This is a genomic window from Pseudomonas sp. UBA5706 (assembly GCF_002419965.1).
Classification (GTDB): Bacteria; Pseudomonadota; Gammaproteobacteria; order Pseudomonadales; family Pseudomonadaceae; genus Aquipseudomonas.
The window spans coordinates 102933-126572 of the sequence record NZ_DIHC01000028.1; the positions used below are offsets into that span (position 1 = coordinate 102933).

General features: G+C 55.0%; 19 protein-coding genes. 6 read left to right on the forward strand and 13 right to left on the reverse strand.

The features are described 5' to 3' along the window. The first annotated feature begins 160 nt into the window (after positions 1 to 160). Positions 161 to 1123 carry a LysR family transcriptional regulator gene (locus B3I26_RS12715; RefSeq protein ID WP_296258101.1) on the forward strand — a complete coding sequence of 321 codons (963 nt, stop codon included), beginning with the start codon at positions 161 to 163 and terminating at the stop codon, positions 1121 to 1123. Positions 1124 to 1219: 96 nt separating this feature from the next. Here the strand turns inward: B3I26_RS12715 and B3I26_RS12720 are convergent, their stop codons facing one another. Then, complete coding sequence (locus tag B3I26_RS12720) at positions 1220 to 2188, reverse strand: LysR family transcriptional regulator (protein WP_296258102.1); 969 nt, start codon at positions 2186 to 2188, stop codon at positions 1220 to 1222. A gap of 635 nt (positions 2189 to 2823) precedes the next feature. Here B3I26_RS12720 and B3I26_RS12725 point away from each other — a divergent pair. From B3I26_RS12725 to B3I26_RS12740, 4 genes are all read left to right on the forward strand, one after another. Continuing rightward, a complete protein-coding gene (locus tag B3I26_RS12725) occupies positions 2824 to 4071 on the forward strand; it encodes an OprD family porin (RefSeq protein ID WP_296258103.1) in 1248 nt (415 codons plus the stop codon). A 100-nt stretch (positions 4072 to 4171) separates the two neighbouring features. Further along, a complete protein-coding gene (locus B3I26_RS12730; RefSeq protein WP_296258105.1) occupies positions 4172 to 5026 on the forward strand; it encodes a transporter substrate-binding domain-containing protein in 855 nt (284 codons plus the stop codon). Positions 5027 to 5127: 101 nt separating this feature from the next. Further along, entirely contained in the window at positions 5128 to 5889 is a 762-nt protein-coding gene (locus tag B3I26_RS12735; protein ID WP_296258107.1) for a class II aldolase/adducin family protein, read from the forward strand. Further along, positions 5886 to 6812: a 2-hydroxyacid dehydrogenase gene (locus B3I26_RS12740; RefSeq protein WP_296258108.1), complete on the forward strand. Its 927-nt coding sequence runs from the start codon at positions 5886 to 5888 to the stop codon at positions 6810 to 6812. Before B3I26_RS12735 ends, B3I26_RS12740 begins: the two co-directional genes overlap by 4 nt. Positions 6813 to 7323: 511 nt before the next feature. Here the strand turns inward: B3I26_RS12740 and B3I26_RS12745 are convergent. From B3I26_RS12745 to B3I26_RS12755, 3 genes are read right to left on the reverse strand one after another with little or no spacing between them, the layout of a single operon-like run. Then, positions 7324 to 8688 carry an MFS transporter gene (locus B3I26_RS12745; RefSeq protein ID WP_296258109.1) on the reverse strand — a complete coding sequence of 455 codons (1365 nt, stop codon included), beginning with the start codon at positions 8686 to 8688 and terminating at the stop codon, positions 7324 to 7326. Positions 8689 to 8737: 49 nt separating this feature from the next. Continuing rightward, complete coding sequence (locus B3I26_RS12750; RefSeq protein ID WP_296258110.1) at positions 8738 to 9223, reverse strand: RraA family protein; 486 nt, start codon at positions 9221 to 9223, stop codon at positions 8738 to 8740. Continuing rightward, entirely contained in the window at positions 9220 to 11181 is a 1962-nt protein-coding gene (locus B3I26_RS12755; RefSeq protein WP_296258111.1) for an aconitase family protein, read from the reverse strand. The genes B3I26_RS12750 and B3I26_RS12755 overlap by 4 nt, the downstream gene beginning before the upstream one ends. 102 nt (positions 11182 to 11283) lie before the next feature. Between B3I26_RS12755 and B3I26_RS12760 the strand changes: the two genes are divergently transcribed. After that, a complete protein-coding gene (locus B3I26_RS12760; RefSeq protein WP_296258112.1) occupies positions 11284 to 12210 on the forward strand; it encodes a LysR substrate-binding domain-containing protein in 927 nt (308 codons plus the stop codon). Positions 12211 to 12318: 108 nt separating this feature from the next. On the opposite strand, the gene B3I26_RS12765 is transcribed toward B3I26_RS12760, so the two are convergent. The 9 genes from B3I26_RS12765 to B3I26_RS12805 form a co-directional block, all read right to left on the reverse strand. Next, positions 12319 to 12714 carry a hypothetical protein gene (locus tag B3I26_RS12765; protein WP_296258114.1) on the reverse strand — a complete coding sequence of 132 codons (396 nt, stop codon included), beginning with the start codon at positions 12712 to 12714 and terminating at the stop codon, positions 12319 to 12321. A 54-nt stretch (positions 12715 to 12768) separates the two neighbouring features. After that, positions 12769 to 12912 carry a TetR family transcriptional regulator gene (locus tag B3I26_RS12770; protein WP_296258116.1) on the reverse strand — a complete coding sequence of 48 codons (144 nt, stop codon included), beginning with the start codon at positions 12910 to 12912 and terminating at the stop codon, positions 12769 to 12771. A gap of 3 nt (positions 12913 to 12915) precedes the next feature. Then, entirely contained in the window at positions 12916 to 13821 is a 906-nt protein-coding gene (locus B3I26_RS12775) for a hydroxymethylglutaryl-CoA lyase (protein ID WP_296258118.1), read from the reverse strand. Then, entirely contained in the window at positions 13818 to 15728 is a 1911-nt protein-coding gene (locus B3I26_RS12780; protein ID WP_296258233.1) for an acetyl/propionyl/methylcrotonyl-CoA carboxylase subunit alpha, read from the reverse strand. The genes B3I26_RS12775 and B3I26_RS12780 overlap by 4 nt, the downstream gene beginning before the upstream one ends. A 4-nt stretch (positions 15729 to 15732) precedes the next feature. After that, positions 15733 to 16551, reverse strand: coding sequence for a gamma-carboxygeranoyl-CoA hydratase (locus B3I26_RS12785; protein WP_296258120.1), 819 nt, complete (start codon positions 16549 to 16551; stop codon positions 15733 to 15735). 77 nt (positions 16552 to 16628) lie between these two features. Further along, the gene (locus B3I26_RS12790; protein WP_296258121.1) at positions 16629 to 18236 is read right to left on the reverse strand and encodes a carboxyl transferase domain-containing protein; all 1608 of its coding nucleotides are present in this window, start codon (positions 18234 to 18236) and stop codon (positions 16629 to 16631) included. 111 nt (positions 18237 to 18347) lie between these two features. Further along, positions 18348 to 19529, reverse strand: a complete 1182-nt coding sequence (locus B3I26_RS12795) for an isovaleryl-CoA dehydrogenase (RefSeq protein ID WP_296258122.1) — start codon at positions 19527 to 19529, stop codon at positions 18348 to 18350. A gap of 15 nt (positions 19530 to 19544) precedes the next feature. Next, a complete protein-coding gene (locus B3I26_RS12800) occupies positions 19545 to 19955 on the reverse strand; it encodes a MerR family transcriptional regulator (protein ID WP_409522018.1) in 411 nt (136 codons plus the stop codon). A gap of 108 nt (positions 19956 to 20063) precedes the next feature. Beyond that, positions 20064 to 23618, reverse strand: a complete 3555-nt coding sequence (locus B3I26_RS12805) for an indolepyruvate ferredoxin oxidoreductase family protein (RefSeq protein WP_296258123.1) — start codon at positions 23616 to 23618, stop codon at positions 20064 to 20066. Positions 23619 to 23640: the final 22 nt, after the last annotated feature.

The following is a 23640-nucleotide window of genomic DNA, read 5'->3' on the forward strand; positions in this document are numbered from 1 at the left end:
TATTCTCCATTGGCACGTTGATTGCTATAACACCAGGATGCGAGGTGAGAGTCGCCAGGTGTGAAGTTGAATGACCGGATGCATTCGCCTGATTAAAAATAATGAACCGATCACAGGAGATGGATGCTAGGAAAATTCAAACGCTGGGGAAATATTCCAAATGGCAAGTCAACTTATAGAAAATGGAAAGCTGCCTAAGCGAAGTGGTGATGCGGCTATATCCATGGCTAGCGCAATGGACCTAAAACTCTTCAAAGTGTTCAGGGCCGTCGTTGAAGCGGGTGGCTTCACGGCAGCGCAAATTGAACTAAACATCAGCCTGGCCGCTATCAGCAAACAGATATCCGATCTTGAAATACGACTGGGTATGCGCCTATGCACGCGTGGTCGCGAAAAATTTTGCCTTACTGAGGAAGGCAAGCTTATCTATGATGCAAGCCTAGATCTTTTCATGGCCCTGGATAATTTTAAAGACAGGGTAGGCAATGTGCGCGCCGAGTTATTGGGCGACCTGAACATCGCCGTGATCGACAACACGGTTTCGGACGCTGCCTCGCCCCTTGTTAAGGCCATAAAAGCCTTGCAAAACAGAGCCCCAAAGGCAAGAGTGCGGCTTAATGTCGCGCCACTTGAAGAAATAGAGCAGGGCATTTTAAAGGGCCGTTTTGCTGTCGGCATTGTCCCGGTCTACCACGGAAAAGAAGAATTCCAGGTCATACCACTTTACCAAGAACGGTCCGAGCTATATTGCTCAAAGTCGCACGAATTCTTCCCGATGAACGATGAAAACATTGACGAAACTTGCTTAACCCATGCCGAATTCGTTGACCACACCTATGCGACTCACAAGGAAAAAATAAAGTTACTCGGATTGAGAAACGCCACCGCGATTGCCACGCAAGTTGAGGCCGTCGCAATCATGATCATGACCGGTCGCTACTTGGGCTACTTGCCCGTCCATTGGGCAGAGGGCTACATTGATAAAGGAGTTATGCGCTCGGTAAAGCCAGAACTTTTTGCCGTTGCCACGCCAGTTAAACTCCTATGCAAGCCAAATACGCCGCACAACCCATTACTGGAACTTTTTTTGAAATGCATGGCAGAGAGTGTTGAAGAAATATAGCAAATGGGCAGGGATCGAGGCCTAAAAACCAATAAAACCGCCCCCCACAGGTGCAAATTTCTTAGGCGCACTCAGGCACCGCCCTCATCTAACACATCAAACACGCGCCGGATTTTCCATATTAGCATCTCGCAGACGCTGCAAAAAAACCGTCTCGGCCATGGTGAAGCGCTGGTCCAGATTCCATAGCAACTGAATGTCGACCTCGCACACGCCCTCAGATGGCGGCAGACGCCAAAGCCGCCCCGCGGCTACCTCGCCTTCACAGATATGCTGTGGTAGGCAGCCAATGCCAAACCCCGCCATTACCAGGCGCAATACCTCCTGAGTGTTGGCTGACGACGCCACTATCTGACCGTTCAAATGATGCCGGTCGCGAAACTCTGCCAACGCCGACAACGTACCTCCAAGCAAATCACCGGTGAAACTGATCACGCTCTCGTTGCGCAGATCTTCCACCGTCAGGTCGTCGAGCCTGTACAGGGGATGTAGGTGGCTGCAATAAAAGCCGTAACTCTCACGAGTGAGAAACTGCTGGCCTAGCCATGCATTGGCAGAGCGATTGACCGCCAGGCCAAAGCTTGCCGTTTTTTGGGAAAGGGCGCTGACAATGGCATCACTGGACTGCACTTCGATTTCTAAGGCGATACCCGGGTAATCCTGATGCAGCGTTGCAAGAAAGCGGTCGTAGTGAACGCATTGGATGCCGCTCACGGCCAACAGGCGTACTTTGCCCACCACCTGCCCATTGGATTGCTCCAGCGCTGCATCCAGTTGCGCGAATTGCCCCAACACCTCAGCGGCCACTCTCAGCGTTTCGATACCTGATTGTGTCAACATGAATCTGGGACCGTGTCGTTCGATAAGCGGCGTGCCCATTTGCTCTTCCAGACGCTTTAGGCCTTGACTGACGGCGGGCTGGGATAAATGCAAGCGAACAGCGGCGCGGCTGATACTCAATTCTTGAGCGACCACTTGAAAGGTGCGTAATAAGTTCCAGTCCACCCGCTCGCCCAAGGATCGGGTAAAGGGGCGCTTAACGACTGCACTTGGCGAAGGACTCACGGAATAAACCTATCGAAGAAAATGCAATGAAGTGCCGATCAGGCGCCTTAAATAAATTATGGGCGCCTTACACGTATTTGCAGGAAACACGCCACGACGGGTTTCACGGCCCGTACCTCGCCACAAACCAGGACGAAGTCTGCGCCAATACGTGAGTGCGCGCCCACAAAACTCGCTACGGATGGGCTCCGTGGCTTTGTTTCGACGCGTTGATCGGTCAACGATCATCGAATGATGATGCACGCCGATGGTGCAAATCATCAACCAATCGCCCCAGGCTGACGCGATGGTAGCTTAGCGTGCAGCCCAGTATCAGTGCGCACCCTGCCCAAATATATACATCGGATTGTTTATCTGAATTGCCAATATTCAATATAAGTATTGCCACATTGCCCCGTCTCCAACTCGCATTATAAAAATGGTCGCCAGCACTATTCGGTGGATGCCGACAAGTGCTTACTCTCATCGTGTTTCACCCTTATCTTCCTGCCCTGCGCTCTGCGCCGCAGTAGCTCGCGCTCTATAAAAAAGGCTTCGGCGTAATGAATCGCCGGCCGCAAGACCTGCTTGAACACTGCCCTCATAAATGCACCGTCGTAGTCGGCGGGTGTGAGAGAGTCAAAGGAGCCGTTTGAATGAATGTCAGTAAAATCAGTTTGGCCGCATTTCTCGTATCGGCCAGTACCAGCCATTTCGTGTTCGCCAGCGACCAGTCGGATTCCACTGGTTTTGTCGAAGGCACCAAGATCGCGGTCAAAGCCCGCAACATGTATATGCAGCGTGACAACCACGCCTCTGGCGCCTCTCAAAACTATGGCGAGGAATGGGCGCAGGGCTTCGTTGGTACGCTGGAATCGGGTTTCACGCAGGGCACAGTGGGTTTCGGTGTCGACCTGATCGGTCAATACGCTCTCAAGCTCGACACCGGCGGCGGGCGTTACGGTGGCGGCACCAATCTGCTTGAGACTGATAGCAGTGGAGCAAAGGATGAGTATGCCAAGGCCGGAGGCGTCTTCAAGATGAGGATTTCCAACACCGTGCTCAAATACGGCACGCAAATCATGTCGCTGCCCGTGCTTGCCACTTCTGACAGCCGCTTGTTACCTGAGACCGTCGACGGTTTCTCGCTAACCAGCAAGGAAATCAAAAACCTGCGACTGGATGCCGGTCACTTCACGGCGCTGACTAACCGCAACCAGTCCTCCCACGACAGTGGACGCATGACGTCGGTCGACTACGCAGGGGGCGTCTACAAACTCACCGATCGGTTGTCGAGCAGCTTGTATTACGCTAAGACCGACGAGTACTTTCGCAAGTACTACGTCAATACTAACTATGTGCTGCCCCTGAGTGGTACCCAATCGCTGAAGTTTGACTTTAACGGCTACGACACCAAGAGCATCGGCCAGGCACGTAGCGGCGAGCTGGACAACCGCATCTGGAGCCTGGCGGCAACCTATACGCAGGGCGCCCATGCTTTCACCTTGGCTCATCAGCGCGTGTCAGGTACCGGCGACTACCTCTACGGTCCGGACGGCAACTCGATCTACTACTTCGCCAACTCCGTGCAGTACTCTGATTTCGATTACGAAGACGAGAAATCCTGGCAGGCTCGCTATGACCTGAACATGGCCCCCTACGGTGTGCCCGGCCTGAGCTTCATGACGCGCTACATCAAGGGCTATGACTTTAAGAGCGGAAAAGGCAGAGATATAGACGGCAAGGCGTGGGAACGTGACACCGAGGCGCGTTATGTGATTCAGAGTGGGCCAGTGAAGAATCTTTCATTCAGGGTCCGCCATGCGAGCTATCGCAGTTCAGAACGCGGCGGTCAGATCGATGAAGTGCGGGTGATCACCGAATACCCATTGAACGTTCTGTAAACCGGTCAAGACGGTTGCACGGTGCCCCAAGTCACCGTGCGGCAGTTACGCGGCCGCCAACGCTTGCGAGCATTTTGCTTGGCCCAATCTGGAGTCTCCCATGTCCTGTCCCTCGATCATCCACTTGACCGGCGCAATGCTCGCCGCCTCATCGCTGATGGCCTGCCTGCCAGCGACCGCAGTTGAAACCCGTCAGACCCCAATTCCGCTTCCCATCAACATTCAGGCCGCTCACGCAATCAAGATCGCCCTCTTCGCCAGTTTCCCGCCCATGGCCTGGCGCAAGCCTGAGAACAACCAACTGGTCGGAATCGACGTGGATCTGGCCGACTATCTCGGCAAGCGCCTTGGGGTCACCATCCAGTGGGAGGAAGTTTCCTATGAGTCAGCGATTAACTCTCTGATGACCGGCCGCGTCGATATGGCCTTCAGCCTGCTCGATGCACCCGAAGCGACCGATCGCCTGGACTACCTGCCCTACCTTAATTCAGGCATGCAGCCTTATACCCTGACGTCCCATGCACCGATTGCCAGTGCCTTGGATATCTGTGGCCTGAAAGTCAGCGCCAACCGTCGAAATGCTTTTGACGCAGCCATGCGAACTTGGAGCGATGCCCATTGCTTGACAGCTGGCAGACCCGCCATACAGGTGCAGCCTACTGATGGCACGGCCACTGCGCGGCTGGACCTCAAACAAGGCCGCGCAGATGTTGCGGTGCAAAGCAGCGAATCGGTCCCGACCACCATGGCGTTGGAGAAAGGTACTTACGTGACCATTGGCGGCCCCCTCAACAGTCTGGCCATTGTTGCTGCATTTCCCAAACATTCTGCACAGTTGCGCCAGGCCATCAGCCAGGCGCTGAAGGATGCCGTAGCCGATGGCAGTTACGCGGCGGCTCTGGCCAAATATGGATTGACTGAAAACTCTGCGGCCAACGACATCCTGTCTCACTGATCTCCTCCGCCCCTACAAACAATGTAATTGCCCAAGTGACGGGTGTGCCAAACACGCAGACCTTGCACTGCACACTGCCCAGCAACACAGAGACTGAAACGATGAATAACTGCTCCGTATTCAACATGCCCGAATCAGAATGGCACGCCCGTTGCCAACTGGCTGCCCTGTACCGACTGGTCGCGCACTTTCGCATGACAGATTTGATCGATACCCACATATCCATGCGACTCGACGACGGGACAGGCCACTTCCTGATCAATCGCTATGGGGTGCTGTTCGAGCATATGAGGGCTAGCGACCTGGTACGTATCGACAAGGATGGCAAGGTGACGGACCCCTGCTTCCCGAACCACCGGGTCAACCGCGCAGGCTTCGTCATTCATTCGGCCATTCATGAAGCCCGTGCGGACCTGCACTGCGTAATTCATACACACACCGCCGCCGGCATCGCGGTGTCGGCACAAGTCGATGGACTGCTCCCTATCAGTCAGCACGCCTTGAAGTTCTATAACCGTATCGGATACCACCGCTACGAGGGGATCGCGACCCGCGTCGAAGAACGTGAGCAACTGGTACGCGACCTGGGGGCTCACAACGCTATGATCCTCTGCAACCACGGCTTATTGGCCGCCGGGGCCAGCGTCGCCCATGCGTTCCAGACCATTTTTATTCTCGAGCGAGCCTGCCAGGCGCAAATCCAGGCAATGGCTGGCGGCAATGCGCTGAACCTGCCGAGTGCCGAAACCTGTGAATTCACTGCACGCCAGTTCGAGCAAGACGATGAAAGCGGGCTGATCGAACTCGGTTGGGCTGCCGCATTAAGCTTGATCCAAAACCAGCAGGAGGCGTACTGCTCATGACTCCCATCGTCTTGGTCGGGCCGGGTAACGACATAGTTCAGGCGCAGAAAATCATGGCGCACCGCCGCCCTCACCTGATCTTCTGTCGCCCTGAAGACAGTTTGGCCCAATACGCCGAGGTCGCGGTCTGCTGGGCGCCCCCTGATGGTAGCCTGGGGACGTTGCCCAACCTGAAGCTAATACATTCCGTCGGGGCTGGTGCCGAGCGCATTTTCAGCGAACCGAGCCGTCCCGCGCACATCCCGGTGTGCCGGATTGTCGACCCAGGGCATTGCCAAGGGATGCTCGAGTACGTGTTATGGGGCGTAATGCATTACCACCGCCGTTTCGATCAGATGATAGCGAACCAATCCACACAGACCTGGCAGCGCCTACCGCAACGACCTGCCCGCGACACCAAGGTTGGCATCATGGGCCTTGGCCAGTTGGGAAAAGCGGTCGCGGTGCAACTGGCCCAACTTGGATTCAACACGCGAGGCTGGGCCCGCAACGAACAAGCCATCGAGCAGGTTCAGACATTTACCACCAACCAACTGCCAATATTTTTGGAGGGGCTGGACATTCTGATCTGCCTGCTGCCCTTGACCGAACACACCCGAGGCATTCTCTGCGCAGAGAGCTTCGGCTCACTCGCAAAGGGGGCAGCAGTTATCAATTGCGGGCGCGGCGACCATTTGTGTGAGGATCATCTGGTGGATGCCCTGACCAGCGGGCAATTGAGAGGTGCCTTGCTTGATGTTTTCAGCCAAGAACCGCTGGCGCTGCACCATCCACTGTGGAACACGCCCGGGGTGATTGTCACTCCTCACATCGCGTCCAGTGCATCGTTCGAGATTATTGGCGAGCAGATCCTCGCCAATATTGATCGCTTGCACGCAGGCATGCCCTTGCTAAATACAGTCGATGCGATCCGCGGCTATTAGCCCGTCCAAATCGATTGGGGAGTGTTTGAAAACTACAGAGATGCGATTTGCTTAGAGCATGTCTGAAATACGTCGCCCAAGGCCGGAGTACAATCGTCTTAGTGATTCCACAGCGCAACGAGGGTAGGGGCTTGCCACGGCATGCGGTGGCGCAGGCCACGAGCTCTGCGCTCTACACTGTCCGACATCTCGCGAGTGGGGGCCGGTCGGGCATCAGCCGCACCCATGTGATTAGTCACTGGCTCGGAAGTCAGTGACTCAGCACTTCCAATTCTCCAATTGCCGTGCAAAACGCCAGGATTGTAGGACACCCGCTCGCAGGGGGCAGACCTCCAGCGATGCACTGACCCGACGCTCTTTACCAAGTGCCCAGTCACCATAAATGGCGAATGTGCCCAAGTGCTGTGGGCAGGGGGCGAAAAGCCTAAACCGGTCTGCCTCCACAACGAACTCCGGCGGGGAAGTCGTCAAGAATAAACGAGTTAATTACCGCCCCCCCCCTGAGCGTTGCTTAGCTGCTCACCACGGTCATGGAGTGTGAGCCACCGACCGGTTTCTTTGGCTTTCTCGGCCGATCATCTGGAATTCCCCACAAGATGACTCCAACACAGATAAGGCAAAACGGCGCCAAGGCGAGCATGCCCATATAGGTGTTACCAGTGAGGTCATTCAGATAACCAACCAACAATGGCGCGACCATCCCGCTCAACTGCCCAACTGTATTGATTGCAGCGATACCGCCAGCAATGGCAAGCCCGCTGAAGGCCTGTTGAGGGATCGTCCAAAAAATCGGGATCGCGATGAATACCCCGGCAGTCGCAAGTACCAGGAACGCAGTCAGTAGCACGTACGAATCATTGAAATAAAGTGCGGCGAAGTAACCAATCCCGCCTACCAGCATGCACTGCCAGAGGTACTTCCTACGCTCGCCAGAGCGATCAGACCTCCGGGTAACCAAGATCATTCCCACCGCTGCTACCAGGTAAGGCAATGCCGTGAGCAGACCCACCCACATCTGACTTTTCACACCAGCTGAAGTGATTAGATGAGGCATCCAGAAATTGAGCCCGTAGCCAGTCAGCTTGATCATGAAGTAGATGACGGAGAGGATCGCAACCTCCCGGGTCAACAACACCTTGAGCAGGGTTGTGTGAATCGGGTTCGACTCTTTCTTGTCGTTGTCGAGGTTACGTTGTAGCACCTCCTTCTCAGCAACCGAAAGCCACTTGGCCGACTGTATGTCTTTATCAAGCTTGAATAGTACGAGGATTCCTAGCGCACTGCACGGTAGCCCTGAAAGGACGAACAACCAGTGCCAGCCCGCTAAACCGAGAAAGCCATTCATGTATTCGAGAATGAAGCCTGAAACGGGAGCTCCCAGTACGCCCGACAGCGGGATCGACAGAAACCAAATACCATTCATGCTGGCGAGGTTCTTTTTGGGGAACCAGCAGGCGAGGTAGAACAGAAGCGCAGGCCCGAACCCCGCCTCCATCACGCCAATCAGAAAGCGTAGGAAGTAGAGTGTGTATTCGTTGTAAGCGAATACCAATGCGGCTGTCGCCAGCCCCCAAGAAACCATAATTCGGCAGATCCAGCTTGGAGCACCGTATTTTTTGAGACCAAAGCTGCTGGGTACTTCGAAAAGGACGTAGCCAAAGAAGAAAATACTCGCAGCCAGCCCATAGGCCGCGTCGCTAAGCCCAAGCTCGTGCTGCATCTGAGTTTTGGCAAAGCTGATGTTGATTCTGTCGAAGTAGGAGAATAGAAAACACACGATTGTGAGCGGGAGTATCCGCCATGCGATTCGACGGTACAGCAGCAGCTCGTTGATTTCCTGCCCGGCACCGCCGGCGGAGCTTTCGATTCCAGCCATTGTGATTCTCCATAATTGTAATTGTCGGAGATTTATAAGAACGATCGGCTCACGGATGACGCAGTATTACCACTCCGTCCTCATCAGCACAGACGATGTCGCCCGGGGAGACATGTTCGTTGCCTAGCACGAGGCGCACGTCACGGCGCCCCCCTTCTTTATTCTCACTTCGTCGGGGCCAAGTACCCTGCGCCACGATGCCTAAAGGGACGTGCTGCAATTGGGAGGCATCGCGAATATTTCCCTTGATAATCAGACCACCCCAGCCATTGCGCTGGGCAAGCAGGGCAAGATTTTCACCAATGCACGCGCCTTTATCGCCCTGTGCATCAATGAACAGTATGCGACCAGCGCCAAGCTCTGCGAGTGCCTGCCGAATCTCATAATTGCACCCAGCCGCTGCGAGGGTAGATACCGAGCCCTTCAAAGAACGTAGTTGTCCGAACCATCGCCAGTCGCCAGCCAAAATGGCCAGTTCACCATCGTGAATCGCAGTCTCATGTTCATCGCAGAGGTCAGCGGTTGCGGTGCTCATACGACCACCTCGCGCTGCTCACTGATCTGCTTCAATTGATCGAAGCTGCAGATACGCCCCAAGAGCGCGCTCGCGGCCACCGTGTAGGGGCTAGCCAACCAGACCTGTCCTGGGCCTGATCTCCCTGGGAAGTTTCGATTGATGGCGCTCACCGTCACTTGGTCGGCGCGGGTCGAAGACCCTGGGCCGCAGTTAGCACATGCCCCACAACCCGGCATGATCAGTTCAACCCCGAGTTTTTCGAACGTTTTCAGATAACCCATGGATACGCAGTAATCGCGCACAGCAAGCGTGCCGAATTGAAGGAACAGTCGGGTCTGCTCAGGGATTGCAAGGCCACGTTTGAGACCCCATGCAAGCACCTCGTGGTAATAATCAAAGTCTTCACGTTTACCTGCGGTGCAAGACCCACCGTAAGCAATATCGATGTGTACCGGCCCTGCTAACTCATCAATGGTCAAACCGTTTCCCGGGTCACCCGGAGATGCCACCAGCGGCGTCAGCTCTGAACAATCAATCGAAATTACTTCCCGATATTCTGCCCCCTCATCGCTGACCATCCAGGCCTCGAGTTCAATATTCACCCCCCTGCGAGCCCGGATAAAGTCGACGGTCTTTTGATCAGGCGCAACGATCCCTGTGAAACCGCCTAATTCGGCAACCATGTTTGTTAGCGTGGCACGTTCGTCTATTGATAGTGCCGTAACTGCGTCCCCGGCGTATTCGAAGACTGCACCGATGGCGTTGCCTTTCTTGATGGAATCACTGCGCAGTAGCTCAAGCACAAGATCCTTGGCCGTTACGCCTTGGTTAAGCCGACCATTGAGCTCCACCCGAATAGTCTCGGGCATCCGACATCTGATGAACCCTGTTGCCCAGCTATTAGCAATATCAGTCGCACCGGCCCCGAATGCCAGGCAGCCCAGGGCTCCGGAATGAGGAGTATGAGAATCGGTGCCCACCACGACTTGCCCTGGCAGAGCATGCATTTCAGTCATCAGCGCGTGACAGATACCCTCTGAGCCCGGCTGACCTTTGAGGGCGCCATGGGCACGCACCGGGTAGCGCCTGACGAACTCATCATGAGCGCTCGCTAAACCACCCACTGCTGCGAGCAGGTTGTCTCGAACATGTGGAAAGCTTTGGTTCGCCAGGATGAGGTGGTCTTGAAACGCGATGATTTCGTCAGGCCGCGCCAAGGTCAGGTTTTGACCAAACGCTTCGTGCATAAAGTGCGCGCACATGCCGGTGAAGTAATCATGGCTGAATCGCCAGTCTGCGGACAGAAACACGCCCTCGCCTTTTGCTATGTCTCCATGAGGAGCTACACGACGGCGCTCGATGATCTTCTCCACGAGCGTCAAAGGCCGACTCGTCGGAATTTCGTTGAAGACTTTTTCAGCGACTTTGGGCAAATGCTGGGTGCTGTAGGAAAGCAGACCTCCAGCGCTGATGACTGCTTGAGTCACTGCGTCCCTGCCCTTGAGGAACTCACCAATATCAATTGATTCACCAGCCTTGATCCTTTCGATCAAGCCGAAATCCGTCGAGGTGTAAATCCCGATGTTGTCGCAATTTTGGCGATAGATCCGCTCGAAGCTTTCAGCAATGATCAAACGGATACCCGCTGATTTCTCAGCGAGCGGACTGGATTCGCGCGATGAACCCTTGCCGTATCGCCTGCCGGCGACTGTGATTTCAAAACCACCCTGTTTGACAGCGTCTTCGGCAATCGGAAGCACGCCCTCTGTTTTGAAGCCAACATAGGGATATTTCCCCAGCCGCTCATCAAAGGTCATCATGATGACCACCGGGGTAATTTCGTCGGTAGAGATGTCGTCGCGCAGGGGGAATGCCTCAGCAGCACTCAGGTTCTCACCGGCAAGCTGGCTACGTACTGCAGCCTCGCTGCATGAGAGAAAAAGAAAGCGTCCAGAGAAATTGATTTTTGTTGTCATAATGGCTCGTTCCTCATCATTCAGACATGCTAGGAACACTTAAGCTTCTTGGGTAACGGTAAAAAGTGATGCCAAAGGTGAAAAAATCTCTTGGGGGGCGTTGTGCACAATCTGTGGCGGTTTGATCCAACGACACTTAGACTTTTTATTTCAGCCTGTGATGAGGGCACGTTTGGCCGTGCCGCAGAAAAAGAAGGCCTGGTTCCTTCCGCGTTGAGCAAGCGCATTGCGGAGCTTGAGGAGGTAGTGGGTGCCCCACTGTTGTACCGCCTGCAAAAGGGCATTCAGCCAACCCCCGCAGGCCTGTGTCTGCTGCAGCACGCCAAGCACGTACTCGGTGAAATCACGGCCATGTCTGCCGCTCTATCCCACTACGCTGACGGCGAGCAGGGCCATCTGCGTATCAGTTCCAACCGATCCAGCATCGTTCAGTTTTTACCCCAGGATATTCGAGCGTATAGAGAAGCCCATGCCGGTATTCAGCTTGAGCTCCACGAGCGAACCAGCGAAGAACTTATTGACGACGTAAGTGGTAACGTCAGCGATGTCGGCATCGGTACCGAGCTGATCAACGCAGAAGAAAGAGGGTTGACCATCACGGAGTACCGTAGCGATCAATTGGTAGTTGTCGTACCCCATGGCCACTCGTTGAGTGAGCGATGCTCAGTGGCCTTCAGCGAAACACTGCCCTTTAACCACGTCGCCTTGCACAAAGACAGTCCTCTGTATCGTCGGCTGGATCAAGCGGCTCGACTTGCCAAACAGAAAATCAAATACGAAGTACACGTCAAAAGCTTTGACGCGGTGTGCCGGATGGTCGAGGCCGAACTGGGCCTGGGCATCATTCCACGTGAATCCATCAGCTATATTCCGGGCGTAGAGCTGGTGGCCATCCCGCTGGCTGATGAGTGGGCGATACGGAGGTTTCAGATCGTGACCAAGCCGCAAGCCGCTCAGTCGAAAGTTTGTTCGATATTCGTAGAGTTTTTGCGAGCTCGTGCTGCCGGCCCTCTGAAGCAGGCCGAGTAAGCAGCGGCTCTCCCCCCAACACTATGAAAACGCCCCAGGTATTAAGTGTTACCCATGCGTGGTGGGCCTCGCTAACGCCCGGAGCAAAAAGGATTAGGCTACAAATCGCTAGTCGCGCTTGATCATTAACATGGATGCCATATCTCGCAACTGCCGCCTCACAAACTCATTGTTTTGCGTGTCCAGTTCGACAATCAGCTTCGCGTTACAGTCAACCAACGTGTAGAGCTCTTCCGCTACAGCCTGAAGGCCACCATCACTCAATCGAACTTCTGGCATCGCTGCCAGAAGTCGGTAAAGCTCTCGCACTCTTTTTTGCCGGATGGCCACAATCCTTTTGGCCTGCATCGGCGTCAGGTTGGCACCTTCTGCTCGAACCAACTGAGCAAGCTTGCTGTTCTGGTGAACGTAGCTCTCAACTTTGTCCCACAGCACGGCGACCATCTGTAGAGGGGTGCTTGCTCGACTGATACTCCTGCTCTTGAAGACCTGCAACAAACTCAACTCGTACTCAGTCAAGAGCTCACTGAGTAGTGCCTGCTTGCTATCGATGTGGTTTTAGAGCGATCCGGCCTGGATGCCCACCGCAGCGGCAAGCCTTCGCATACCCACACCTTTGTAACCGTCGCGACTGAACATATCGCAAGCCATGACGCGAATCTGTTCGGACGTAGGGAGCTTTTGAGCGGTAGCAGTCGTCATGGATCATCCCTCGGAGCTGGCAACAGCGTTTGAAACCCTAGAGCCGTTAGAGCGACCAAGCTGGGTCGATATAGACCGCCCCACCTGAACGACCTTCCTTAAGTCCACGCCGGTATCGATACCCAAGCCCTGTAGCAGATAAAGCAAATCTTCTGTCGCAAGATTGCCAGTGGCGCCCTTCGCATAGGGGCATCCGCCAAGGCCGGCAACCGAGCTATCAAAGACTGAGACGCCTTCCAGCAAACTCGCATAGACATTCGTAAGAGCTTGCCCATAGGTATCGTGAAAATGACCAGCAAGAGCTTCACGAGGTACTTGCCTACCGACCTCGTCGATAAGCATTCGAGTGGCCGAGGCCGTTCCTACCCCTATAGTGTCTCCGAGAGAAATTTCGTAGCAGCCCATGCCTTGTAACTCTCCTGCTATATCTGCAACAGTTTCAGGGGCGATCTTTCCGTCATATGGGCAACCCAATACACAGGATACGTATCCCCTCACCCGCACGCCGTGTCGCTGAGCTGTCTCAATAACCGGTATAAATCGCACCAAGCTTTCGGCTATAGAGCAATTGATGTTTCGCTGAGAAAATGACTCGGATGCGGCGGCGAATACGGCGACCTCTTTGACATCCGCTTCAAGGGCTGCCTCCAGCCCTTTCATATTGGGTGTCAGGGCGGCGTAAGTAATCCCGAGCTCTTGGGTAATTCCGGCGAAGATCTCGGCACTCCCTGCCATCTGAGGCACCCATTTGGGCGATACAAAGCTGCCCGCTTCGATATAGCTCAGGCCGGTACCCGACAGGTTATCGATCAGGCGAATTTTCTGCTCAATGGAAAGTGGACTCTGTTCATTCTGCAGACCATCCCTAGGGCCAACTTCTACGACTCGAACTCGATCTGGGAACGTCATGACTGGGTCTCCACTTCCACCAAAACAGATCCCTCACTGATCAGCTCCCCTTCTACGCAGTAGACCGCTGAGACCGTGCCCGCTTCGGCAGCTCTGATCGTGTGTTCCATCTTCATGGCCTCAAGCACTACCAGCGCCGCGCCCACATCCACACCCTGCCCCACCTCGACCAGCACCCTGACGATGCTGCCATTCATAGGAGCAGTTAACCCCCCTTGATGACCGTGCGACGTCTCTGCAGCGGCGATTGGATCGAAACGCTTCACTGCATGCCATTCAACGCCCCAACGGACATACACTGTGTCTGCATGACGAATGACGTTAACCTTGGCTCGTTCCGCAGCGCTCGAATCGATCAGTACGACACGCATTGTGTCTGCGCATACCAACTTCACGGCATTCACTGCAGGCAACCCGCTGCGCCAAGAGGTGTGAGTGCTCCATGGCGAATGGGGATCATCTTCGCGCTGACGCTTTACGTCTGTCGCCACAAACGCGGACGCCGCTTTCTGCCAGAACGCCTCTGGGAGCGGTTCTAAAGGAGGAAGCAACTCTGCTTGATGACGCTCGATAAAGCCGGTATCCAACTCTTCATTCGTGAAAGCAGGATGGGCAAGAATCCGTTGAAGAAATGCCAAGTTGGTTTTAAACCCACCGACCACGGTTTCGCCAAGCATGGCGAGAAGCCTTTGGCGAGCTTCCTCACGGTTCTCCCCCCAAGCGACCAGTTTGGCGACCATCGGGTCGTAGAATGGTGATACCTCATCGCCTTGCTCTACGCCGCTGTCCACACGCCGTCCCGCCCCAGCCGCTGGCTCTCGATATACATCGAGATGCCCACTCGCTGGCAAGAAACCACCTTCAGGATCTTCAGCGTACAGCCTCACCTCGATGGCATGGCCGTTCAACGGAACCTGATCCTGAGTGATAGGGAGACGCTCGCCCCGTGCGACCCGGATTTGCCATGCGACCAAGTCCAAGCCCGTGATCGCTTCTGTCACAGGGTGTTCTACCTGGAGTCGCGTGTTCATTTCCATAAAGAAAAACTCACCACGTGAGTCCAGCAAAAACTCGACAGTGCCTGCACCGACATAGCCGATCGCCTGCGCTGCCTGAACAGCTGCTTCTCCCATGGACTTGCGCAGAAGAGATGACAGGCCCGGCGCTGGCGCTTCTTCGACGACCTTTTGATGGCGGCGCTGAATGGAACAGTCGCGCTCATTCAAATAGAGGCAGTTCCCGTGCTGGTCAGCGAACACCTGGATTTCAACGTGACGCGGCTTAAGAACGTACTTTTCCACCAACATGCGGTGGTCACCAAACGAAGACTTCGCCTCCCGCTGAGCTGAAGACAATGCTTCGGCAAGCTCACTCTCGCGCTCAACAACTTTCATGCCTTTGCCGCCGCCGCCTGCCGTTGCTTTTAGCAACACTGGATAACCGATGCGCTCGGCTGCGGCGCGAAATGTTTCGATATCCTGGTCGTCACCGTGGTATCCCGGCACCAGAGGCACACCAGCTTTTTCCATCAATGCCTTGGCGGCTGATTTACTGCCCATTGCGTCAATGGCACTGGCGGGAGGCCCTAGAAAAACCAGGCCGGCATCCTCCAATTTTCGAGCAAACTCGGCGTTTTCGGAGAGAAAACCGTAGCCAGGGTGAATGGCTTCAGCACCTGTCGTGATCGCGGCTTCGATGACCTTGTCCATCAGCAGGTAACTCTCGCTGGCCTTGGCGCCGCCCAGATTGATTGCGACGTCGGCCTCGCGGACATGACGGGCCTTTCTGTCGATTTCACTGTGCACGGCGACAGTGGATAGGCCAAGAGCCTTGGCTGTACGCATTACGCGGCAGGCGATTTCGCCCCGGTTGGCAATCAAAACAGTCGTAATTGTTGTTTTTTTCATGGCATCAGGCTCTATCAAAAGGTGCGTTGTCACGACCAACCCACGCTGGGCTACGTTTTTCGAGAAACGCATTGAGCCCTTCTTGCCCTTCTTCACTGACACGAATGCCGGCAATGGTAGTTTCGGTGCGTTTACGTAAGGCATCACTCAGGACACCACTACCCACTTCCTGAAGCAGCGCCTTGCACACGCGCATTGCTTGAGGACTGTTCTGCATCAAGGTCTCAGTCCACTTTTCTACCGCACTCTCTAAATCCGGTAGTGGATAAGTCTCTGAAAGCAGGCCGATCTCGCAGGCGCGGTCGCCATTGAACCTTTCCGCACTTAGTGCGTAGCGCCGACTCGCACGCTCGCCGATGGCTTGAACGACATATGGGCTAATGACCCCGGGAGCGAGACCGATCCGCACTTCCGAAAGGCTGAACAGCGCGTCGTTTGCGCCAATAGCGATATCGCAACACGAGACTAATCCGACAGCTCCGCCAAAAGCAGCGCCTGTCACCACCGCGACCGTTGGAAAGGGTAAGTGATAAACCAAGCTCATCAGCTCGCCCAGCTCGTGGGCGTCACGCAAGTTCGCGGCGTAATCCAAAGCAGCTGACGCCTGCATCCAAGCGAGATCCGCGCCTGCGCTAAAGTGTTTGCCCCGACCACGGAGAAACAGAAAACGTATCTCCTCATCGTCGGCGAGCACTCGCAGTGCCCCAACCAGCTCAGCAATCATTTGAGCGTTGAACGCGTTGTTCTTTTCGGGTCTGTTCAGCCACAGTGTCGCGATACCACATGGATCTCGCGTGATTTCGATGGTCTGGTAGTCAGTCACAAATCAATCCTCTGTATAAGTCTTCGCCATTCGAGCCCAGGCCAAGTGGATGCTTAGCCCTCAACCCGAGTGCGGTCTTACATCCTGAACACACCAAATTGGGTAGTCTCGATAGGGGCATTCAGGCTGGCGGATAGCGCTAGAGCGAGAACGTCGCGAGTTTGCGCGGGATCGATCACCCCATCGTCCCAAAGCCGTGCGCTGGAGTAGTAGGCATGTGCTTGGCGTTCATACTGGTCAACGATGGGTTGCTTGAGCTGTTGCTCATCCTCAGCCGAAAACACCTGGCCCGAGCGCTGGGCCTGCTCATGTTTGACCTGCACTAGGACGCCAGCTGCCTGCTGCGCGCCCATGACGCCGATTTTGGCGTTTGGCCACATCCAGAGAAATCGAGGATCGTACGCCCGTCCGCACATACCGTAATTGCCAGCGCCAAAGCTGCCGCCAATGATCACCGTAAACTTGGGGACACGTGCGCAGGCAACAGCTGTGACAAGCTTTGCACCGTGCTTCGCAATACCACCCGCCTCGTACTTCTGCCCCACCATGAAGCCCGTGATGTTTTGAAGAAAGAGCAGCGGGATGCCGCGCTGGCAGGCTAGTTCAATGAAGTGCGCGCCCTTCTGCGCTGCTTCAGCAAAGAGAATCCCGTTATTGGCGAGAATGGCAATAGGATAACCATTGAGTCGTGCAAAGCCGCAGACGAGCGTTGTACCAAAGAGTGCTTTGAACTCATCCAGCTGGGAGTCATCGACGATTCGTGCAATCACCTCGCGCACGTCGAATGGCTGCTTTGAATCCACCGGGATGACGCCGTAGAGCTCTTCTGCAGGATAGCGAGGAGGGATCGAAGCAACAGAGTCCAGTCGTCCCAGCTTGCGCCAATTCAGATTAGCAACACAGCGACGAGCAATGGCCAAGGCATGAGCGTCATCTTCGGCATAATGGTCTGCCACACCCGATGTTCTGCAGTGCACATCAGCACCACCCAAGTCTTGAGCAGTGACGACCTCACCCGTTGCCGCCTTTACCAATGGGGGCCCCGCCAGGAAGATCGTGGCCTGGTCACGCACCATGATGGTTTCGTCACTCATGGCCGGAACGTAGGCGCCGCCAGCAGTGCAAGAGCCCATTACGACCGCGATTTGTGGGATACCTTGAGCACTCATATTGGCTTGGTTGAAAAAAATGCGGCCAAAATGCTCTCGATCAGGGAACACCTCATCCTGGCGTGGCAAATTGGCGCCACCAGAGTCCACAAGATAAATGCACGGCAAGCGGTTCTGCTGCGCAATCGCTTGGGCTCTCAGATGTTTTTTGACAGTAAGAGGGTAATAACTACCCCCTTTTACCGTGGCGTCGTTGGCGATGATCATGCACTCGACCCCCTCGATTCGACCGATGCCAGCGATGACTCCTGCGGCGGGAACATCCTCACCGTAGACCTCGTAGGCAGCAAGTTGCCCTATTTCAAGAAATGGCGAGCCTGAGTCCAGTAACTGATCGATTCGATCGCGAGGAAGCAGCTTGCCCCTGCCTATGTGACGCTCTTGCGCCTTGGCCCCGCCGCCTTCGCTTACATGAGCCAGCAACGCACGCAGACCTTCGACCTGCGCGAGCAAAGCGTCGCGGCTAGCGGCGTAGTCAGGCGAGCGCGTATTGATATGTGTATTGAGGGTGGTCATGGGTGCCTCTTATTTTTATTGCCCTACTCTGATTAACAAGAGCAACAGCTCAGAAAAACTGCGCCTCTGCCGGTCGTCTACAAACCACGGGCTGTCAGCCCGAGCAAGAGCTCACCGCGTTTCGTTAAATAGTTCGCGCCCGATCAGCATGCGGCGGATCTCGCTGGTGCCCGCACCAATTTCATAAAGTTTTGCATCACGCCACAGTCGGCCAACTGGAAACTCATTGATGTAGCCATTACCCCCCAAAATTTGAATCGCCTCTCCCGCCAGCCATGTGGCTTTCTCAGCGGCGTACAGGATGACGCCTGCACAGTCCTTTCTAACCTGACGGACATGCCCACTTCCTTGTGCATCCAAGTGTTTGCCCACGGCATAGAGGTATGAGCGACAAGCTTGCTGAGTGGTGTACATGTCGGCGATCTTGCCTTGGATCAGCTGAAATTCACCGATGCTTTGGCCGAACTGTTTGCGGTCATGGATGTAAGGCACTACTACGTCCATAGCAGCCTGCATCAAGCCCAACGGGCCGCCCGAAAGAACCGCGCGCTCGTAATCAAGGCCGCTCATGAGCACCTTGACGCCTTCACCGACGCCGCCCAGCACATTTTCTTCAGGAACTTCGACGTCCTGGAACACTAATTCACCGGTGTGAGAACCTCGCATACCCAGCTTGTCCAGCTTCTGCGCTACTGAAAACCCTGGAGCGCCCTTCTCCAAGATGAATGCAGTCATACCTTTGGCATTTGCTGCCAGATCCGTCTTGGCATACACCACTAGCACGTCGCAGTCTGGGCCGTTGGTGATCCACATCTTCGTGCCATTGAGCACATAGCGATCGCCCTTCTTATCTGCGCGAAGCTTCAAGGAGACAACGTCCGAACCTGCGTTTGGCTCACTCATCGCAAGCGCACCGATGTGCTCGCCGCTGATCAGCCGTGGCAAAAACTTACGCTTCTGCTCGTCCGTACCGTTGCGATTGATTTGGTTGACGCAGAGGTTGGAATGCGCGCCGTATGAGAGACCTATACCGCCGGCAGCACGAGAGATTTCTTCCATTGCGATCATGTGAGCGAGATACCCCATGCTGGTACCTCCGTATTCCTCGCTGACAGTCAGGCCCAGCAGTCCCATGTCACCGAATTTCCTCCAGAGATCCATCGGAAACTGATCAGTCCGATCAGTCTCCTCGGCACGGGGGGCAATCTCCTTGGCAGCAAATCCGGCTACAGAATCGCGCAGCATGTCGATGTCTTCGCCGAGGAAAAAATTGAGTCCTGGTAAGTGGCTCATGAGTGGTCTCCGTTTTTATTTGATGGGGCTCAAATCGAGTTGGGTGACACTGTTTTGTGTACTGGCAAGGGTGGTCTGGCATCGCAAGGCAAGCCCATCAAGCTCGGCTTTCATCAGCTGGATATCTTGGGCCTGCCGGTTGAGCTGATTCACACGCTCGACGATCTTCTCCAGGAAGCGCTCCAACTGTTTCTCGTTGCCGCCGCTCGGGTCGTACATGTCGATAAGCTCCTTGCATTCGTTCAAGGAAAAGCCAATGCGCTTGCCCCGCAATATCAGCTTGAGGATGACTCGATCACGACTGTTGTAAATTCGCTCCAGACCTCTGCGTGCCGGAGTGACCATGCCCCGTTCCTCGTAAAATCGAATGGTGCGAGTGGTTACATTCAGCTCATTGGCCAGGTCAGAAATGCTGAAAGTGGGCATGGGTATCCTTTACGTGAACGTCAAACCTCAGCCAAACCAAAATTCACGAATGCAGAGCTTTGGCAGATAGATGCGTACCAATGACTCGGCACGCATTTAGGGCACTCGTTACAACTGTGCGACAGCGATCATGCCCACGGGCGATGCTGCATCATGAAATAGTGCGGGTTCACGCCATTGCTTCAGCAATACATCTCTACGCTGATAGGCCTTTTCGAGGTACCGATCCTTGACATGCCCATAGCCGCGCACTGCGTCAGGGAGTGAAACAAGGGACTGGGCCACGCTGATATTGTCGGCAGTCAGGCCGCTATGCACTTCGTCAAGAACTTCGCCATAGGCCTTAAGCCACGCAAGCTCAGCCTTTCGCTCGTGAGTGCGAGCAAATGGGTCTGCCCAGGTATTACGTAAGCCTCTGAAAGCGGCCAGCAACCGAAAGCCCTTGAGCATCCATGGGCCGTAACTGGATTTTTTAGGCTGTCCACCTTCATTGGTCTTGCTCAAAATAGGTGGAGCCAGGTGGAAGCGCAGTCGGTAGTCACCTTCAAATGTCGACTCGATTTTTTTCAGGAACTCACCGCTGGTGTAGAGACGTGCAACTTCATATTCATCCTTGATCGCAAGCACCTTGAAGTAATAACGAGCAACCGCCTCGCTGAGATCGCCGGCTTTACCGTTGAGCTTCGTTTCTGCGTGGATAAAATCGTCAACACGTTGCTTATAGCGAGCCGCGAATCCAGCATTTTGATAGCTAGTTAGATACTCGACACGACGCGCGACCTGCTGCTCCAGAGTTTCTGACAACACCCGATCCGCGATTTTTAGCTGAGCTCCTGCCAACTTGGCTTCAACCTTCGGGAGATTCCAGGCAGCTCTACGGCCCCACATGAATGCTGCTTTATTGAAGCCAACAGCGGTGCCATTGAGCTCGATAGCCTGGATCAAGGATTCTTGCGCGACAGGAAGCCACCCTTTCTGACAGGCAAAACCAAGCATGAACGTGTTGGTGGCGATCGAATCACCCATCAGCGCTGTAGCGATCCGACTGGCATCCAGATAGGTCGCTCGCCCATCCCCCACAGCATCTGTGATTTGCTGAGCCATTTCTGAGGTGCGAAATACCGGATCAGGGTTAGCTTGCAAATCACCACTCTCAGCCTGACGAGCAAACGTCCGAACGAAGGCGCTCGTAATATTTTCCTCGCTGTTGATCACCGCTTGGCTGACGCCTTGGCGCATTTTCAACAACGTTTCGGTGTTCGCGCTCACTACCAGGTCGCAACCCAACAGCAGATCGGCCTCACCCTCCGCTATGCGGGGTGCATGCAGCAGGTCTTGACGAGAAGCGATACGAATGTGAGACCAAACGGCACCGCCTTTTTGGGCCATCCCTGCCATATCTAGATTGAGCGTGCCTTTGCCCTCAATGAATGCCGCCATACCCAGAAGCGCGCCGATGGTGACAACCCCCGTACCGCCCACGCCAGTGATGAGAATGCTATAGGGCTGATCCATAGGTGCGAGCCGAGGCGCTGGTAAATCCCAATCGTCCTCGTCTGCTAAAGCCTTGGGCTTACGAAGCGTTCCACCTTCCACCGTTACAAAGCTCGGGCAAAAGCCGCTCAGGCACGTGAAATCTTTATTGCACGATGACTGGTCGATCTCACGCTTGCTTCCAAACTCTGTCTCGACGTCCGTCACGGACATACAGTTCGACTTGCTACTACAATCGCCGCAGCCTTCGCACACAGCTTCGTTGATCATCACGCGACGTGCCGGATCTGGAAACTTACCGCGCTTACGACGACGGCGCTTCTCGGCGGCACATGTTTGGTCGTAGATGATGGCAGAGACGCCTTTGAATTCGCGCAGCGATTTCTGCACAGAATCCATTTCCTCGCGCCCCAGCACAGGTACCCCGACTGCTAGGTCTGAGATCGATGCATAACGACCTGTGTCGTCCGTCACGACTACTATTCGCTGAACACCTTCCGCTGCGAGCTGACGTGAGATTTGCGGGACATTCAATGTCCCATCGACAGGCTGCCCCCCAGTCATGGCGACAGCATCGTTGTAGAGAATCTTGTAGGTGATGTTGGCGTTCGCAGCAACGGCAGCACGAATAGCAAGCAGGCCCGAGTGGAAATACGTACCGTCGCCCAAGTTCGCAAATACGTGAGGTGTGCTCGTGAAGGGTGCCTGACCGATCCAGGCAACACCTTCGCCGCCCATCTGGCTGAAAGTCTTCGTCTCCGGATAGATCCAGGCAGCCATGTAGTGGCAGCCGATGCCCGCAAGGGCACGACTGCCCTCAGGAACTTTGGTGGAACTGTTGTGTGGGCATCCGGAACAGTAGTGAGGCACCCGATCCATCAGTGTGCCAAAGCTTTTGTTGGCGGCTAACTGCGCCTCGAGAACTGCAAGGGAGACTTGCAGCTCACCACTTTTGTGATAGCCGAGAATCCGCTTGGCTAGAGCACGAGCGATTTGCGACGGAGTCAGGTCGCTAGTTGCTGGCAGCAGCCAGGCTGTGTGCGGCCGCGTCCATTCGCCTTTGTCATCAAACTTTCCGACGATACGAGGGCGGACGTCCTCACGCCAGTTGTAGAGCTCTTCTTTGAGCTGATACTCAATCATGTGGCGTTTTTCCTCCACCACGATGATCTCTTCCAATCCCTCAGCGAACTGGCGTACGCCCTCCGCATCCAGTGGCCAGACCATGCCTACCTTATAAACGCGCAGACCGATCTCTTTCGCTCGAGTCTCGTCAATACCGAGCATTCTCAGCGCCTGGCAGACATCCAGATAAGACTTCCCGGAAGTAACGATACCGATGCGAGCCTTGGGCGCATCCATCACTATCCGGTCGATACCGTTCGCCCGGGCGTAAGCGGCAGCAGCGTACAGCTTGTGCTCTAGTAGGCGCTGCTCTTGGGCCAAAGGAGGATCCGGCCACCGAATGTTCAGCCCACCTACTGGAAGTTCAAAGTCAGGGATGATAGGGCGCACACGGTCGATGCTCACATCAACGACTGCCCCACTTTCGACGGTGTCTGCGACGGCCTTCATCGCCACCCAGCAACCTGAATACCGAGACATTGCGAAACCATGCAGGCCGTAATCCAGATATTCCTGTACGCCGGATGGAGCCAATACGGGGATCATTACCGCCTTGAAGATGTGCTCGGTTTGATGCGGCAGAGACGACGAGCGCGCACCGTGGTCGTCGCCAGCGATCGCCAGTACCCCACCAAACTGAGAGGTACCTGCCGCGTTTGCATGCCTGAAAACATCACCGCAGCGATCTACGCCTGGGCCCTTGCCATACCAGATTCCGAAAACCCCATCGTAGGTGGCGCCTTCGAACATATTGACTTGTTGGGTACCCCAGACTGAGGTTGCCGCCAGATCCTCATTCAAGCCAGGATGGAATTTGACGTGCTGGGACTTCAGATGGTCGCGAGCTTTCCAAAGGGCTTGGTCGAAATTCCCAAGCGGCGAGCCACGATAGCCAGAAATGAATCCAGCGGTGTTTAGCCCCACGGCCATGTCGCGCTGGCGTTGCATCATAGGTAGCCGTACGAGTGCCTGCACACCCGTCATCAGAACAGTGCCTGATTCTAGGATGTATTTATCATCCAGCGTTGGGACGGGCGTAGTCATCGGGCAAATCCTCAGGCTTTAT